This is a genomic window from Pseudomonas sp. F-14 TE3623, assembly GCF_053629015.1.
In genome coordinates this window covers 4,784,847-4,797,412 of sequence record NZ_JBRJHM010000001.1, presented here as the reverse complement: position 1 = coordinate 4,797,412, position 12,566 = coordinate 4,784,847, and the positions used below count along the sequence as shown (strand labels likewise).

At 55.4% G+C, this 12,566-nt stretch carries 20 protein-coding genes and 1 pseudogene; 3 read left to right on the top strand and 18 right to left on the bottom strand.

The window, feature by feature from the left end; translation table 11 throughout:
* Position 1 precedes the first annotated feature (1 nt).
* On the top strand, positions 2-415 hold the full coding sequence (locus AB7M29_RS22295) for a hypothetical protein (protein WP_454247997.1): 414 nt from the start codon (positions 2-4) through the stop codon (positions 413-415).
* 11 nt (positions 416-426) lie between these two features.
* Here the strand turns inward: AB7M29_RS22295 and yejK are convergent, their stop codons facing one another.
* A complete protein-coding gene (gene yejK / locus AB7M29_RS22290) occupies positions 427-1,434 on the bottom strand; it encodes a nucleoid-associated protein YejK (protein WP_454247996.1) in 1,008 nt (335 codons plus the stop codon).
* 129 nt (positions 1,435-1,563) lie between these two features.
* Here yejK and AB7M29_RS22285 point away from each other — a divergent pair, with 129 nt between their 5' ends.
* Complete coding sequence (locus AB7M29_RS22285; protein WP_454247995.1) at positions 1,564-2,019, top strand: hypothetical protein; 456 nt, start codon at positions 1,564-1,566, stop codon at positions 2,017-2,019.
* Here AB7M29_RS22285 and AB7M29_RS22280 read toward each other — a convergent pair.
* The 9 genes and pseudogenes from AB7M29_RS22280 to AB7M29_RS22240 form a co-directional block, all read right to left on the bottom strand.
* On the bottom strand, positions 2,016-2,324 hold the full coding sequence (locus AB7M29_RS22280; RefSeq protein WP_454247994.1) for a hypothetical protein: 309 nt from the start codon (positions 2,322-2,324) through the stop codon (positions 2,016-2,018). The genes AB7M29_RS22285 and AB7M29_RS22280 overlap by 4 nt on opposite strands.
* Before the next feature lie 75 nt (positions 2,325-2,399).
* Entirely contained in the window at positions 2,400-2,861 is a 462-nt protein-coding gene (locus AB7M29_RS22275) for a hypothetical protein (RefSeq protein WP_454247993.1), read from the bottom strand.
* Complete coding sequence (locus tag AB7M29_RS22270; protein ID WP_454247992.1) at positions 2,858-3,100, bottom strand: hypothetical protein; 243 nt, start codon at positions 3,098-3,100, stop codon at positions 2,858-2,860. The genes AB7M29_RS22275 and AB7M29_RS22270 overlap by 4 nt, the downstream gene beginning before the upstream one ends.
* Positions 3,101-3,102: 2 nt before the next feature.
* Entirely contained in the window at positions 3,103-3,765 is a 663-nt protein-coding gene (locus AB7M29_RS22265; RefSeq protein ID WP_454247991.1) for a lambda exonuclease family protein, read from the bottom strand.
* The gene (locus AB7M29_RS22260; protein ID WP_454247990.1) at positions 3,765-4,754 is read right to left on the bottom strand and encodes a RecT family recombinase; all 990 of its coding nucleotides are present in this window, start codon (positions 4,752-4,754) and stop codon (positions 3,765-3,767) included. Before AB7M29_RS22260 ends, AB7M29_RS22265 begins: the two co-directional genes overlap by 1 nt.
* A 53-nt stretch (positions 4,755-4,807) precedes the next feature.
* A complete protein-coding gene (locus AB7M29_RS22255) occupies positions 4,808-5,929 on the bottom strand; it encodes a hypothetical protein (protein ID WP_454247989.1) in 1,122 nt (373 codons plus the stop codon).
* A 158-nt stretch (positions 5,930-6,087) separates the two neighbouring features.
* A pseudogene (locus AB7M29_RS22250) lies at positions 6,088-6,279 on the bottom strand (hypothetical protein); the annotation flags it as partial.
* Entirely contained in the window at positions 6,276-6,509 is a 234-nt protein-coding gene (locus AB7M29_RS22245; RefSeq protein ID WP_454247988.1) for a hypothetical protein, read from the bottom strand. The gene AB7M29_RS22245 and the pseudogene AB7M29_RS22250, both read right to left, overlap by 4 nt.
* A complete protein-coding gene (locus AB7M29_RS22240) occupies positions 6,506-6,754 on the bottom strand; it encodes a hypothetical protein (protein WP_454247987.1) in 249 nt (82 codons plus the stop codon). Before AB7M29_RS22240 ends, AB7M29_RS22245 begins: the two co-directional genes overlap by 4 nt.
* Before the next feature lie 223 nt (positions 6,755-6,977).
* Here AB7M29_RS22240 and AB7M29_RS22235 point away from each other — a divergent pair, with 223 nt between their 5' ends.
* On the top strand, positions 6,978-7,496 hold the full coding sequence (locus AB7M29_RS22235) for a DUF1993 domain-containing protein (protein WP_454247986.1): 519 nt from the start codon (positions 6,978-6,980) through the stop codon (positions 7,494-7,496).
* 767 nt (positions 7,497-8,263) lie between these two features.
* Here the strand turns inward: AB7M29_RS22235 and AB7M29_RS22230 are convergent.
* The 8 genes from AB7M29_RS22230 to AB7M29_RS22195 form a co-directional block, all read right to left on the bottom strand.
* Positions 8,264-9,136, bottom strand: coding sequence for a hypothetical protein (locus tag AB7M29_RS22230; protein ID WP_454247985.1), 873 nt, complete (start codon positions 9,134-9,136; stop codon positions 8,264-8,266).
* Positions 9,137-9,461: 325 nt separating this feature from the next.
* The gene (locus tag AB7M29_RS22225; protein ID WP_454247984.1) at positions 9,462-9,713 is read right to left on the bottom strand and encodes a DUF1654 domain-containing protein; all 252 of its coding nucleotides are present in this window, start codon (positions 9,711-9,713) and stop codon (positions 9,462-9,464) included.
* Between the two features lie 156 nt (positions 9,714-9,869).
* Positions 9,870-10,454, bottom strand: coding sequence for a hypothetical protein (locus AB7M29_RS22220; protein WP_454247983.1), 585 nt, complete (start codon positions 10,452-10,454; stop codon positions 9,870-9,872).
* A gap of 135 nt (positions 10,455-10,589) precedes the next feature.
* A complete protein-coding gene (locus AB7M29_RS22215; RefSeq protein WP_454247982.1) occupies positions 10,590-10,808 on the bottom strand; it encodes a hypothetical protein in 219 nt (72 codons plus the stop codon).
* 69 nt (positions 10,809-10,877) lie between these two features.
* A complete protein-coding gene (locus AB7M29_RS22210; protein WP_454247981.1) occupies positions 10,878-11,099 on the bottom strand; it encodes a hypothetical protein in 222 nt (73 codons plus the stop codon).
* Positions 11,100-11,459: 360 nt separating this feature from the next.
* Entirely contained in the window at positions 11,460-12,005 is a 546-nt protein-coding gene (locus AB7M29_RS22205) for a hypothetical protein (RefSeq protein WP_454247980.1), read from the bottom strand.
* On the bottom strand, positions 11,995-12,222 hold the full coding sequence (locus AB7M29_RS22200; RefSeq protein WP_454247979.1) for a hypothetical protein: 228 nt from the start codon (positions 12,220-12,222) through the stop codon (positions 11,995-11,997). Before AB7M29_RS22200 ends, AB7M29_RS22205 begins: the two co-directional genes overlap by 11 nt.
* Positions 12,223-12,263: 41 nt before the next feature.
* Positions 12,264-12,503 (bottom strand): hypothetical protein, encoded by a 240-nt coding sequence (locus AB7M29_RS22195; RefSeq protein WP_454248750.1) that lies wholly within the window; start codon positions 12,501-12,503, stop codon positions 12,264-12,266.
* Positions 12,504-12,566: the final 63 nt, after the last annotated feature.

Here is a 12,566-nt window from a genome sequence, read left to right as displayed (position 1 = left end):
AGTGATTTCCAATCAAGAGCCGGCCTCGCCGGCTGGCGTGAAGTCTGTTTGTGAGCTATTGCTTGATGGCCTGGCATGGAGCCAGATGAAGGAGATCGAAATGGTCGGAATTACCCAGCTTTCTGAGTATCACCGTGCTTACCGGGCAGCGCTTGACCTGCACAGGCTTTGGGATGAGTCAGATGATCGAGCGCTAACAGAACTGTACGAGCGGCTTATCAGCAGGCTGAAGCCGTTGATGGATAGCGTTGGCGGTGAATGGTCCCGCAAAGCTGATTTGATTAGGCACTTGGGGTTCATTAAAAGAAACCTTGAACTGAGCGACAGGTCGCTTAGCGCTGGTGATGCTCGAGATATTGTCTTCTTCGATATGCCCGCGTTTGCAGACCATCTTTTAAGCCAGGCCGCGCAATAGGTGAGAAGTGTTCAGGCGGCTGCGCGCTTGAGTTGATCAGTGAGCTGGGTCGGCAGACTGCGCAGCGTCAGGGTGCCGCCGGCTTCGTCGAACTCGACTTTTGATCCGAGAAGGTGCTGCTCGAAGCTGATCGACAAGCCATCGATGCGGCCGGTGAAGCGCCGGAATTTGTTCAGGGTCTTTTTGTCCGGTGGGAGTGAAGACGACAGGCCGTAATCCTTGTCGCGGATGAAATCGGCAAACGCCTTTGGCTGTTCGTCGTCGAGTACTTCGGATAACTCATCAAGGGTAAGCGGCTCGCCCAGCTTGGCTTGGGCCATCGCGTAGCTGACCAAGGTGTTGGTCTTCTCGCGGGCTGATTCCTCGCCGAGGTCTTCGCTTTCAACGAAGTCGCTGAATGCCTTGAGTAGCATTCGGGTTTCGCCTGGGCCGTCGACACCCTCTTGGCAGCCGATGAAGTCGCGGAAGTACTCGCTCGCCCGGCGGCCGTTCTTGCCCTTGATGAATGAGATGTACTGGCGCGACGCTGGGTTGCTTTTCCACTCGCTGAGGTTGATGCGCGCGGCCAGGCGGATATGGTCCAGGTCCAGGCGCTTGATCGTCATCAGGTGCAGCTCCTCGGTCATGGTCACCGCTTCGGTTTCTTGCACCAGGGCGATGACCAGGTAATCGGTCATGCCTTGCAGATAGTGGCAGAAGAGGGCGTGCCCGCCGGTGGTTAGATTCGACTCTTCCATCAGCTTGGTCAGGTGCTCGACGGCGATGGTGCTGAACTCGAGAAAATCAGAGCCGCCTGCCCGGTACTTGGCGAGCCATCCACTGAGTGGGTGAGCGCCCGACTCATGATGAAAGAAGCCCCAGGCCTTACCGGTAGTGGCGTTGTAGTTTTCGTTGAACTGGCTCATCAGGTCGTCGCGAGTCTGGCTCTCAACCTGTTCGGCGCCGCCGAGGATCAGAACAGCCGGGCTACCGTCGGGCTTCTTGTCGATCTTATGGATGACGCTATGGAGAACGGGCATTGGAATACCTCAGGTAGGCGCCACCCTCCGTGACCGGTGGTGGCGATTTGTGGTGGCAATTGAATGACAAAACCACTAAAAAGGATGTGCTCAGATCGAGCCTAAGGAAATTCTTTCGGGAGCATTTACATGGATTTCACACAAGACCCAGAAGTGATCACGTCGTATTTAGCGATGGTGAAACGGGATTGGAACAAAGCGAAAGAAAGCTTCGTTGAGCTATCCAAACATTGGGAAAGTCTCGGTAGCGACTTTTTCCCTGGAGTGTCTGTAAATCGATCAGCTGATGGAACCACGGTGACAGGGGACGTGCTTGGCAAGCACTTCTCTATCAATATTGGTCCTCTGGCTTTCGATAAAGCATGTTTCGCCCAGGTTTTGGTCGAAGTGAAATTCAGTGGAAATTCCCGATTTGAGGCTGCGAGGTTTCTTTTAAATCGCCGTGGCCAGGTGGTTGACGACGAGGGAGCGGTTCAGATTGACACTGAATCTGGAGAGGGTAGCGCGCGTGTTTTTTCCAGTATCCTCCGTACTGTAATTCAGCAGCCCGCTCCATTATTGCAAGTGCAAGTTCAGCCTCTCTAATCTTTTCCGATGCGGAGTGCTTCCCTGTCAAAGGCGAGCTTCAATTTCCGCGACACGTTTTCGGGTATCACGTATTCGTGTCGCGGTGGGGCGAGCAGGGGAAGGGCGCCGCCTGGGCCGAGGCCGTGCAGGTGATGAATCATCAGCGTAATTGCCTCGCCTTGTTCCTCGATGCCGGCCCAAGCCATCAGATCAGCCAACGCTTGGCGCGTGCCGGCCATGCAATGCAGCCTGATTTCTTCCTCGCCGCGAGTCTTTCGCCTCGCCGCAGTCTTTGCTGATCGGTCTTTCGGCTGGACTGCCATGGCCTACCTCTCCTATCCCACTGGCCGGCATCGCCAGCCAGGTTTGTCGTTTGCGTTGTTGGGTGCGAAAACGTCTCACGCTGCTACCTTGAACTGATTCCAGGCCCCGACCGCTTCAAAGATTCGAGCTGCATGAGCTTCGTCGAGCGACAAAGATTCCGGGATAGCGATCCAGCCAGAAGCCACCATCTGGCTTTGATTAGCTGAGTCGCGCAGTTGCTTGTAGCAATGCTCGATCACGTCCTCCAGGTGGTCGGAGAGGTAAACGCCATCCGGGGCCACCTCTATCGACTTGCTGTAGCGGTCGCCGCGGGCATCAATACAGAGAGCGCTGAGGTAGATCGTCCAGCGGTGGGGGATGCCACAAACAGCCTGGCCAATCTTCCCGGGAGCGATGTTCTTCAGCGATTTGTAGTTGATCATGCCCTGATGGCCACTGGGATCGATGTTCACCACTGCAACGTGATTGGTGGCCAGCAGCGAACGACACGATCGGTCGATGCGCGCCTTGAGGCTGTGCGGTTTGCGCTTGCTCATAGTGAGTCCGCCATTAGTCGGAGAGCCTTTCGATCAGCAGCGGTCAACGCCTTGGGTTTTCTCTTGAGGACCGTGCCGGGATCGATTTTCTGTGAACAGGGAGGTGGCAGCGGGTTACGTGGCGGATTTTTCATTTGGGCGATTTGCCCGCCGGCGGCCAGAAACTCGGCGGCCCGGGAGGAAATTGATTCCGCGTTCCGCCGCTGCTGCTCGACCAAGTTGAGGTGGTTGCTGATCATGATCAGGCTCCTAAACGATGGGCTTGAGCCCTGGCTTTGTCCGCGACTTCATCAACCATGCGATTCAGTTCCAGGTTGAACTGGACCAGCTCTTTGTGCAGGTTGGCGATGTAGTCCTCATCGCGGTGAATTGTCTCGATGTAGAGCTGACACTCTTCATCTTGGCGAGAATCGAACGACAGAAAGTCCCACCATTTCCGTCCCGTAACGAACATGCAGCCCTGGACCTGCGGCATGTGTTCCTCGGGCATGCCTTCGAGCCAAGTCCTGACGTGAATCGCCTCATTGAAGGGGCACTTCGACTCGGTGCCACCGTCATCGTTGATCAGGCCGTCTGGCGAGCAGCCGAGCCAGTCGTACCTTGGGTGGACGATGAATTCTGATGGTTTGACGATGTGGCCAGTCAGCATCTCGTAGGCATCCTGAGCTTTCTGTTCTTCGGCGTGACCCCACTTCAGGGAGGCGCTGCTGACATTATGCTTGGACTTTTTCGCCAATCGCTCGAAGCACAGTTCGCGCATGTATGAGGTACGAGCCCCCATAGGCTCGCGCTTCCCATTTTTGTCAGGCTTTCCCCAAGCCATCACGTCTTTGAAACGACTGGCGGTCACTCGACCAGATCGGTCGGCATGCCACTTCTCTGTGCCCTGAAGTTCTGCTCTCACTACGCCGCCTCCTCGGCCTGCGACAGGTCGTCATGGGAGCCAGTTATGTCGGTGAAGTCGCCATCAACAGTTGCCGCCATGGCCTTTAGCGCTTCATGGCACTCCAGGCCGATTGCTGCGCGTTGCTTCGGCTTGAGACCTGCCCAGGCTGTCGCATAGGCTTCAATGTTCTGCTGTTTGGCGACGGCCAAAAGGTCGGCGAACACTCCGTCGATTTCCGGTGACGGGGATTTCGGGCCAAATGACACACCAGCAGCGGCCGCAGTGTTTGCCACTTGCTTCACAGGGGTGATATCGATTTCGCCGCCGTACGAGTCTTCGAACTCGTCGGGCGTATAGACGCCGAGGATGACGTCAGGGCAGAAGAGTCGCGCCCATTTTTTGGTCACCAGGTATGCAATCTGCTGCTTGGGGTCTTCTGCCCAAAGCGTAGAGTTCCGCGTGCGGACCTGGGTGAGCAATAGCTCCAGAACGCGTGGCTCGTCTTCGCCTTTGAAGGTTGCCCAAACTTTAATCCCGAGACCCTTCTCATCGTCAAAGCTCCAGCCGGGAACGCGATACTTCTTGAACTCGCCAGTGTCTTCGTCCTTTTTGGTCCGGCTGGTGACTTCGCGCATCTTCCCGATGACGTTTTCCCAGGTGCCGAACCATTCGAAGTTCAAGCGACCTTTGACGGGTGCCTTGGCGGTGATCACTGCGTTGACGAGCTGCGCCTCATAGCTCAATGCCCCGCCGTTGACGATGAATGTCTTTTGCGCAACAGCGAACGGGTTCATCTGCCACTGCATCGCTTGCAGCACTACTGCCATGCAGTCAGCTTGATTGCCCTTCAGATGCTTGGGGACTGTCGTCACGCCTTTCGACATCATCATTGCGAGGTCGCTCATCGACTTCATGGTGCCTGGGTCGAGAATGAGCGCTGCCGCGTTGTGCGATGGGTCGTGATACGTGGCGAGGCCAGTTGGTGCTTGGGTGTCTGATTCGTTCATTGCGCTCTCCGTGGCCGACAAGGATTTGGTCGACCGCTGGATGGAAAGGGTGGTTAGAAGCTGATGGCGTGGAGCCAAGTGCGAGCAGTGTCGAGGTCCACATCGAAGCCCAGGGCTACAACCTCCACGATGTCGTCAACGGACGGCGCGGTTGTAGTCACATCGTCGGATTCGGCGGCGACCGCATATGTGCTGATGGGTGCGACTTCGACCTTCTCTGCGATCAATGGGGCAACCACCGGGGCGACTGAAGCTGGTGCAGAAGCTTGGGCGCGCAGGCGAGCCAGTTCTTCCTGATCGCGCTGGTGTTGCTGGTCCTTGAGGCGCTGAGCATCTTGATCGCGTTGCAGTTGCTCGCGCTGCCGGTTTAGTTCTGCTTGCTGATCTGCAATGCGCTGGCGATCTTCTGCCGCGATCCGCTGGCGTTCCTTCTCAGCATTCTCATCGGCGATTCGCTGCTTCTCGCGCAGCTCATCAAGTTCTTTCTGCTGGGCCAGCAGCTTGGCGGCAGCCTCTTCTCGTTGAACGGCAGATCTGTGTAGCGTTTCAAGCTGCTCAATAGCGTTGTCGCGAGCGATGGTGCCTTCAGCTTCGAACTCGGCATATTCTTCGGGCAGAATCACCGACTCCTTGACGCTTTGCAGGACGCTTGCGACATCAGCGGCGCTGCGGCTTGCATATGCAGCAGCGACAGAACTGAAGCGGGTAATCTTCGTCCGGATAGCTTCGACACGTTCAGCCTCGACACGCTCGCGCTCGGCCTTGGCGTCAGCTACGCGTTTTTCTTCGGCCTTGATTGCTTCGTCAACAGGCGCCTCGATTGCCAAGACTCGATCCTTCAGGGCCTCGCCAAACTCCTTAACCTGGTTGACGCGAGCCTGAGCATCTTTGACTTTCTGTTGATATGGAACGAGTGCCGTCTTGGTGGTGTTCGCCAGGGCGTAGCGCACGTCGCGGATATCAACGCGAACTTCCTTCGCATTCGCCAAACCTTCGCTGGTCGAGCAGTCAACGACCAGCTTCGCGTAAGTGGTCTCCAGACGGACGATCTGTTCCTCGTGCGGCCGATATTCGGCGATGTCGGTGACGGCAACCGCAGGAACCACAGATTTTTGTACGTCGTCGGTTTCGCTCATTTCGAGCGATTCTTGTGCTTGTTTAGTATTTGCGGACATGACAGTTCCTTGCGGCGCGGTACGCAGCTTTGAAGGTGTGGGTTATTGAGTAAGCTGGCCGGAGTAGGCGCTTGCCAGCATCCAGGCGGTGAAGAAGAGCAGGGCGATGGCTGAGCCGCGCCAGAACCAAAAGCGCTTTGCGCGCTGATAGGAAGTAATGGCCGAACCCTCACCGCGATCCGGCCGCCTTTCATAGTTGCCGCCAGACGGCGCGGTAGGCTGGCGACCAGCGCTTCGCGAGACTTGCCAATCACTTCGTTGAACGGCAGGCCGAAACCCAGCAGGACCAGCTTCGATTCGATCTCGTCGAGCTGCTCGTCGATCAGTGATTTAACCGGCGGGGTCGTCATGCTACTGCTCCCTGCTTGTTCGACTCGTTGTAGGAGGAGTAGATCTGATCGATGCGCGCCCGGTAGTGGCGCTGCTCGGCGTCGTCGATCACGCGCAGCAGGTATGCCAACGTGATTACTGATGTCGCAGCTGAACTGGCGTTTGGCTTGCCGAGGTCGCGGATCATGTTGTTGATCTCGCCTTCGATCCAAGTGACCGCTGTATCGTGGTCGCGTTGTTGAGTGCTCACGCTGCGCCTCCTTTTGGCGGACACACCATTTCCATTTGAGCCATGGTTGCGGTAATGCGCCGCTTCAGGCTTTTGTGCTCTTCGATTGCGCGAGCGGCGCGATCAGCCAGCGCCTGAGTGCGCATCTGTTCGGAGGCTTCGTAGTCGTGGAACTCGTCGAGCTTCGCTTTCTTCTCGCGACCCCAAGCGTCATAGCGCCGATCCCACTCCCGGGCCTGCGCACCGTCTGCATAGCTGGTTGCCATGGTCGCCTCCAAAGTAACGGGTGTTGATCCAACAAAACTCGGCTGCACTCATCCGTTCCGCTGGTTGCCGTTGGGCGCGGAGGGGAGTGCATGCGGGTGGTGTCGGGGAAGAGGACGCTGCTGTTGGCGGATGAAATACAGCAATCTGCTAGCATTCAGCCCGCTGGGCGGAAGAAAGACTGATTGCTTGTGCCCGCTTTGAATGACTACTTAAGGAAAAGATATGTCGGTTTACTCAGTTACCATCCCCTGTTTCGCGCAAATGCTGCGAGCGTTATCGTCTCTTTTATCTAAGGGCGAGGCCTCTGCTCTAGAGCGCGGTTACGACCCGCAAATTCTGCTTGGATCTCGACTAGCACCGGACATGCATGATCTAACCCGACAAATTCAGTACGCTTGCACGCAAGCGCAGGAGGCGGTTCAGCGACTTACACAACAGCCGGTGCGATCACTCACTCCTCCCGAAAACTTGGCGGCAGCGAAGGTACTAATCGAACGTACTTTGGCAGTTCTTGATTCGTCGGACCGGGCTCAAATAGAGGAAGGGGCTGAGCGCAAAATCACTATAGAATTACCTAATGACATAGTCTTCGATATGACCGGCAATGAATACGCTGTGAACTGGGCTGCTCCACAGTTCTACTTTCACCTGGTCACGGCATACAACATCTTGCGCCATAATGGTGTACCTCTCGGGAAAGCCGATTATGTACAGCACATGTTTGCCTACCTGCGACCGTAGCTTCTCCGCTTGAAGTTTGGCGAACGGCCCAGGCCCGCAACTGGCGACGGCCTGGGTTTGCAGCATCAAGTTGTCTTCGTGCGCTGGGGGTGGCCTACCGAAATTCCGGCCGATGCGCGGTGACATCGACGGCCGACTGTCCGCTGCCTGTATGGGTGTTGGGCGCAGCCTTCAGGCTTGCTGCGCCACGCGGAGGAAGCGTTGGTCTATTTCATGATGGTCATTCTCCTATCGCTCGCTCACTGGGCAGGCAGTGGCCACCTATTGAAGCTGCATTGGAATGTCGGTCCTGACCAAGATGCCTAACTACGTCCGCCCGTTCGCATACAAAAAGTTGGCCTTGATCAGCTTTTTTCATGGGGCGCCGACATTCCGATGCAGCCTCTTTCGAGGCGATCGGGCTTGCTTTTGGCTCACTGCAAGCAGGCGCTTGAAATCCCTGGTGAGACAGGGATGCCGTTCCTTGCTGCCGATACCCGGCAAGGCTGGTCGAGAAATCATCTAGCCAGTGTTGGAGCACTAGCTTCACAGATCGGCTCTATGGTGTGACGCAGGTGGGCGGTTATAGGCCGCAGTTTCGTCCGCATCGGGGTGTGATCTGCGCGAGGAGCTACCTCTGTCTCTACCCTGCGCCGCTTTCTGTACGGCGTGCTCAGTGGCTGTCCTGATTACAAGTCAGGGGCCTGGCTTTGATGCAGATCACACCCCGATGCGCTCTCATAGAGAGGATCGGGCAGTTAACGGCAGGCTGCCGTGGCGCTGGTTGTTCAGTCGTAAATGCCGTAGCTGAATTCGTCTTCTTCGCAGTCCACCAGAATCTTGGAAGCGCCGAAGTAGAGTGCAGCCAGAAGCTTCTCGAACTTCGTCCTGAACCGCAGGGTTTGGCCAATCTTCTCGTTGTTGATCTTGGCTGCGTAGACGGTGCCGACTTCGCGACCTTTTTCGTCACGATCCGTGCCGCGCTTACTGAATGAGATATGGATGGCGTTATCCAGGCTGTACTCGTCACGCTCGCGGCTGCTGTAGAGCGACGAGTCATCCTTCGGCTTTTTGTCGAAGTAGATGTGCATGCCACCGTAGTCGGATTCTTGGAAACGAATATCCGGATGCTCCCAGCGTTCCTCGGCGGCGCTTTCCTTGTGGTCCTCGATGAAAGCATCCATGAGGTCTCGGAGGCTGATCACTTCGGGCATCTGATCTTTGGTCAGGACTTCGTCGATTGCTTCTTGTGCCCGGCGGACCATGTCGGCTTCTACACCGCTGGCTTCCCATTTTTCTTTCAGCGCCTTGGCGATCATGTCGTTGTAGCGCGTCAACTCGAAAACAGTGGTCAGGTTGGCGGGTAATGCCGACTTGATGGCCTCCTCAACCTGCTTGCTCAAGTCGCCGTAACGACCAAAGCAGTTGTCGATCACCTTGGTGAACATGATCTTCACATGCTCGTCGATGATCTCCTTTGGCTGTTCACTGGCTGCGAAAGCGGTGACTCGCTCAGCGAGAAGCTGCTGAAGTGTTTGTTCGCTCATTTGGTGCTCCGTGCTTATCGGTCGTTTTCCCAATGCACCCGTCACCAGGTGCATCAGTGAAAATTCCTTGTTGCTCGCACCTCCTACCGGGTCATTCGCCAGTTCGGTCAACACCTCGTCCGCCGTCGCAGTTCTGCTCGTTGGTAGCCTTTCGGGGCTATCGGATCGCCGGTCGCCAGTAGTGGCAGCGCGATTTTGTTCACCTGACTTTCTCTCGCCCCACAGGTGTGGCCGGGGCTGACCTCCCAGCGTGAGCCGGGTAATCGTGTATGGCGCGGGTTGTTAAAGAGCGGCGCGGCTTTCGCTGCTGGGCCGGTGATGTGTTGGCTTGAGATGAATTTAAGCAAGCTGAAATTAATGTGTCAAGCATGCTGAACTAATAAATTCAGAATGCTGAAATGTTTGGGGGATAAAAAGCCCGCTCAGTGGCGGGCTCATTTCAGGCTTCGCAGTACTCTCGCCACCCGATCCTTACCGCGCCGCTCTCAAGGCGCTCCATGCTTACACCGCTGGTCTCTTCAATCTCCTGAAGGACTTGCTGCCATGCTTCAGCGGGTTCTGCTTCGAGTCTGGTGACAGTGATGGCCTGAACCTTCTGAACGCCAGGCGCAGCTATCAGGCGCTGGATGCGCCGGCCAACCAATTCATATGAGTCTCTGGCTTGTGATACGGGTGAAGCGATTTTTGACATAGAAAGCTCCTTGCTTTTAACTGTATGAATATACAGTATTGTTCCTGCCGTATTTTGGCAAGAGAGATGTTCTATCTGGTACGGGGTAGGGGGGCTGCGCCTTTTCTCCGGGCACAAAAAAGCTCGCGCTTGGCGAGCTTGGGTCTCGGGACAGCTTTACTCGGTCACAATCACTTTCACTTCTTCACCCTCCGCAACTGAGATTTCGCGAAGTAAGAATCCGCCTTGTTCAGCTAGTCCATAACGGGTTGGAGCCTCCCAGACAACGTTGCCTCCTATGTAGTACTTTCCAGCAGGAACACGTTTATATGAGAAATTTCCCGAGCCGTCAGCCTGGGTTCTTCGGGTGTATTCACGAACTCTTGGATCAGCTTCTTCAAGGGGTTGCTTCGCCTTCACTGCTCGATATAGCACTGCGCTGTAGCTAGTGGCGGGAATCAGAAGGATTTCACTACCGGCACCGTACTTCACATCACCACCTCGGGTTCTGAGAAATAACTGTCCCTGAATCACGCTGGTGCCGTCTTTTTGGAGGGCTTCGTACTCGCTTGCCGGGAACTCACCAAAAGCGATCTTGTTCTGAGCACAGCCGGCGAGCAGGGCGGTAGCGAACAGTATCGCCAAGCGGCTTTTATGATTCATGGTATCCCTCCAAAATTTGGTGATCATCGTACCGGTGCGAATCCAAGGGACATGACGTTCTGATTGATTCGATGGAGCAGGGAGGGAGGCGTTCAGCATGGCTTATTCCTCCATTGACAGAGGAAAGCGTAGTCCAGGATCTAAAGCTGGCGCACCTTCAACAAATTCCAAGCAAAAAAACCGCGCTTGGCGGGCTCATATTCTGTTGCGGATTTCAGGAGGAAACTGTCTCGATCAGTCGGGTCTTTGAGCCCTTAGCCTGGCCAGGCCCTGTTTGATATGCCCGGTGTTCTCGTGGATCGTATCCAGAGCGCCCCGGACGTTACCGCCTATCTCTATCGCGCCCTGACTCTCAACCAGCAGCGTCAACTCCATAATGGCAGCCTCCAGAGCGTGTTGATTTTCATGCATGCGCTCTAGGACGTCGGGAAGAGAATATTCGGGGGCAGACATGGCTTCGACTCCATTCGAGGGAGCTGAAGGCGTAGCAGCGGAGGAGGGGAATACGGGCTCATACAACTTTCAGTGCAAGCTCTCATCCGTCTTGAGCAGCTCAATAATCGCTTTATCCATGGTTTCCGCGTTGAATCTCAGATCACCAACACGAACCCTAAGCTTCTGTGCTGTCTCTATTGCACCTTCCTTTTCCAGCCACGCCGCGATCTCCTCAAAGGCTTCGCCGATCATCATCTGATTCAATTGAAGGCTGGCCAGCACGGCTGGAAACAGTTTTGGATGGACCACGGTTCATTCCTCCAACATGGCATTGAGCGTGCAGACAACAAAAAGCCCGCACGTGGCGGGCTCTCTGTTGAAGGGGCTGATACATCAGCTACCGTCAGTGTAGATGGCCTCCGCGGGAGCGCAAGATGGAACGACAAAGCCCGGCGCTAGGCCGGGCTCTCTGTAGACGGGGCCAAATCCCTTTGGCTGACTGCATTGTGCTTTGTCGGTGTGACGAAGGCGTGACAGCTGGCTAAAGGTTGTCGCGACAATAGTTTTTGGTGAAATTCCCAGCCAGCGGCGGCCTAACTATTATCGGGATAATCATTAGTCAGGGAGAGTACGGTAGAGACGAAAAGCCCGGCGCTGGACCAGGCTGATTTACTTGGAGGTCGTTGAAGGAGGGGCTGGAGGCGGCGCAATTTGGGGCGACTGCTCTGCTTTTCCCGCTTGAAATGCAGAAAGCATATTGGAGGAAAGGGTCGCGTTGAAGGACACAATTCCGAACACAATCGCAAGAACTGCAGAGACAGCAGTGACAATCGTTGTGGTTTTCATGGAGCTAATGCTGGTTTTTATTTCGGCATTCATCGTTTTCAGATTGCCATTCATACCTGCCAAGTCGCTTTCAATTCGCGAAAAACGAAAATCAGCGGCTTTGTCGCGCTCCGCTTGAACCGCCAGAAAAGCGTCAATTTTTGCAGACACAGATTCAACCCGAGCGTCCATCTTGGCTTCGATGGTCTCAAGTTTTGCATTGAATTCTTCGCGAGTGATATCGGTCATGGGCACAGTATTGCCTTGTTCCTCGGCTTTGTCATCAAGCAAGGTCTTGGCGGCGTCAGCGGCTTTGAGCGAATCGAGATCTCGTTCCATCTCCTTGATTCGCTCTTGAAATGCCGTGTAGTTAATGTTCTCAGCTGCCATCTGCAAGACTCTCAAACTCGGCGATTTCCTTGAGGATGTCCATTTGAGTTTGAACGTGATCAAGGGCTTGAAGGACTGTTGTCTTAACCTCTTCGGGGAGGTCTGGCACTTGAGCCAGCGCGGTAGTCAAATTCATCGTCGCACCGGCATTGGCAATCGCCAGGCGATGAAGTCTTGATACTAGGAATTTCAGCCGTAACTCTTGATGCTTATCCATGTATATCCTTGTCAAAACCCTAAGAAATTTCGTCGTGCCAACTACTCCGGCTTCGCCCGCACAATCCTTCCCGCCCTTACCTCATCAGCGTAAGCAGTCAGCCGATCCTCATCGTTATGGAAGATCGTGATCATGCGCATGATGGCTTGGGCGTCAGGCTCATTCCCGGCCAGGCTTGCACGCTCGGCGATTCGCATCAGCTCTACCGCTGACCACTTCAGATCAGAGGCAACCCCCTGGAGGTCGCGCTTTAGGTCTTGCTCTGGTTTATTGAGTCCCATCATCACCCCTTGCAAATCACCGCCACTCCAACCGCTTGAGGCTGCCATAGCAATTCTCAGCGC

Bases quoted from the DNA above. Each gene is read 5' to 3' on its own strand.
- AB7M29_RS22260 (WP_454247990.1), bottom strand. From the start codon at position 4,754: ATGAACGAATCAGACACCCAAGCACCAACTGGCCTCGCCACGTATCAC.
- AB7M29_RS22220 (WP_454247983.1), bottom strand. From the start codon at position 10,454: ATGCTGAACGCCTCCCTCCCTGCTCCATCGAATCAATCAGAACGTCAT.
- AB7M29_RS22240 (WP_454247987.1), bottom strand. From the start codon at position 6,754: ATGGCAACCAGCTATGCAGACGGTGCGCAGGCCCGGGAGTGGGATCGG.
- AB7M29_RS22275 (WP_454247993.1), bottom strand. From the start codon at position 2,861: ATGAGCAAGCGCAAACCGCACAGCCTCAAGGCGCGCATCGACCGATCG.
- AB7M29_RS22215 (WP_454247982.1), bottom strand. From the start codon at position 10,808: ATGTCTGCCCCCGAATATTCTCTTCCCGACGTCCTAGAGCGCATGCAT.
- AB7M29_RS22235 (WP_454247986.1), top strand. From the start codon at position 6,978: ATGTCGGTTTACTCAGTTACCATCCCCTGTTTCGCGCAAATGCTGCGA.
- AB7M29_RS22270 (WP_454247992.1), bottom strand. From the start codon at position 3,100: ATGATCAGCAACCACCTCAACTTGGTCGAGCAGCAGCGGCGGAACGCG.
- AB7M29_RS22200 (WP_454247979.1), bottom strand. From the start codon at position 12,222: ATGGATAAGCATCAAGAGTTACGGCTGAAATTCCTAGTATCAAGACTT.
- AB7M29_RS22285 (WP_454247995.1), top strand. From the start codon at position 1,564: ATGGATTTCACACAAGACCCAGAAGTGATCACGTCGTATTTAGCGATG.
- AB7M29_RS22280 (WP_454247994.1), bottom strand. From the start codon at position 2,324: ATGGCAGTCCAGCCGAAAGACCGATCAGCAAAGACTGCGGCGAGGCGA.
- AB7M29_RS22205 (WP_454247980.1), bottom strand. From the start codon at position 12,005: ATGGCAGCTGAGAACATTAACTACACGGCATTTCAAGAGCGAATCAAG.
- AB7M29_RS22255 (WP_454247989.1), bottom strand. From the start codon at position 5,929: ATGTCCGCAAATACTAAACAAGCACAAGAATCGCTCGAAATGAGCGAA.
- yejK (WP_454247996.1), bottom strand. From the start codon at position 1,434: ATGCCCGTTCTCCATAGCGTCATCCATAAGATCGACAAGAAGCCCGAC.
- AB7M29_RS22225 (WP_454247984.1), bottom strand. From the start codon at position 9,713: ATGTCAAAAATCGCTTCACCCGTATCACAAGCCAGAGACTCATATGAA.
- AB7M29_RS22195 (WP_454248750.1), bottom strand. From the start codon at position 12,503: ATGGGACTCAATAAACCAGAGCAAGACCTAAAGCGCGACCTCCAGGGG.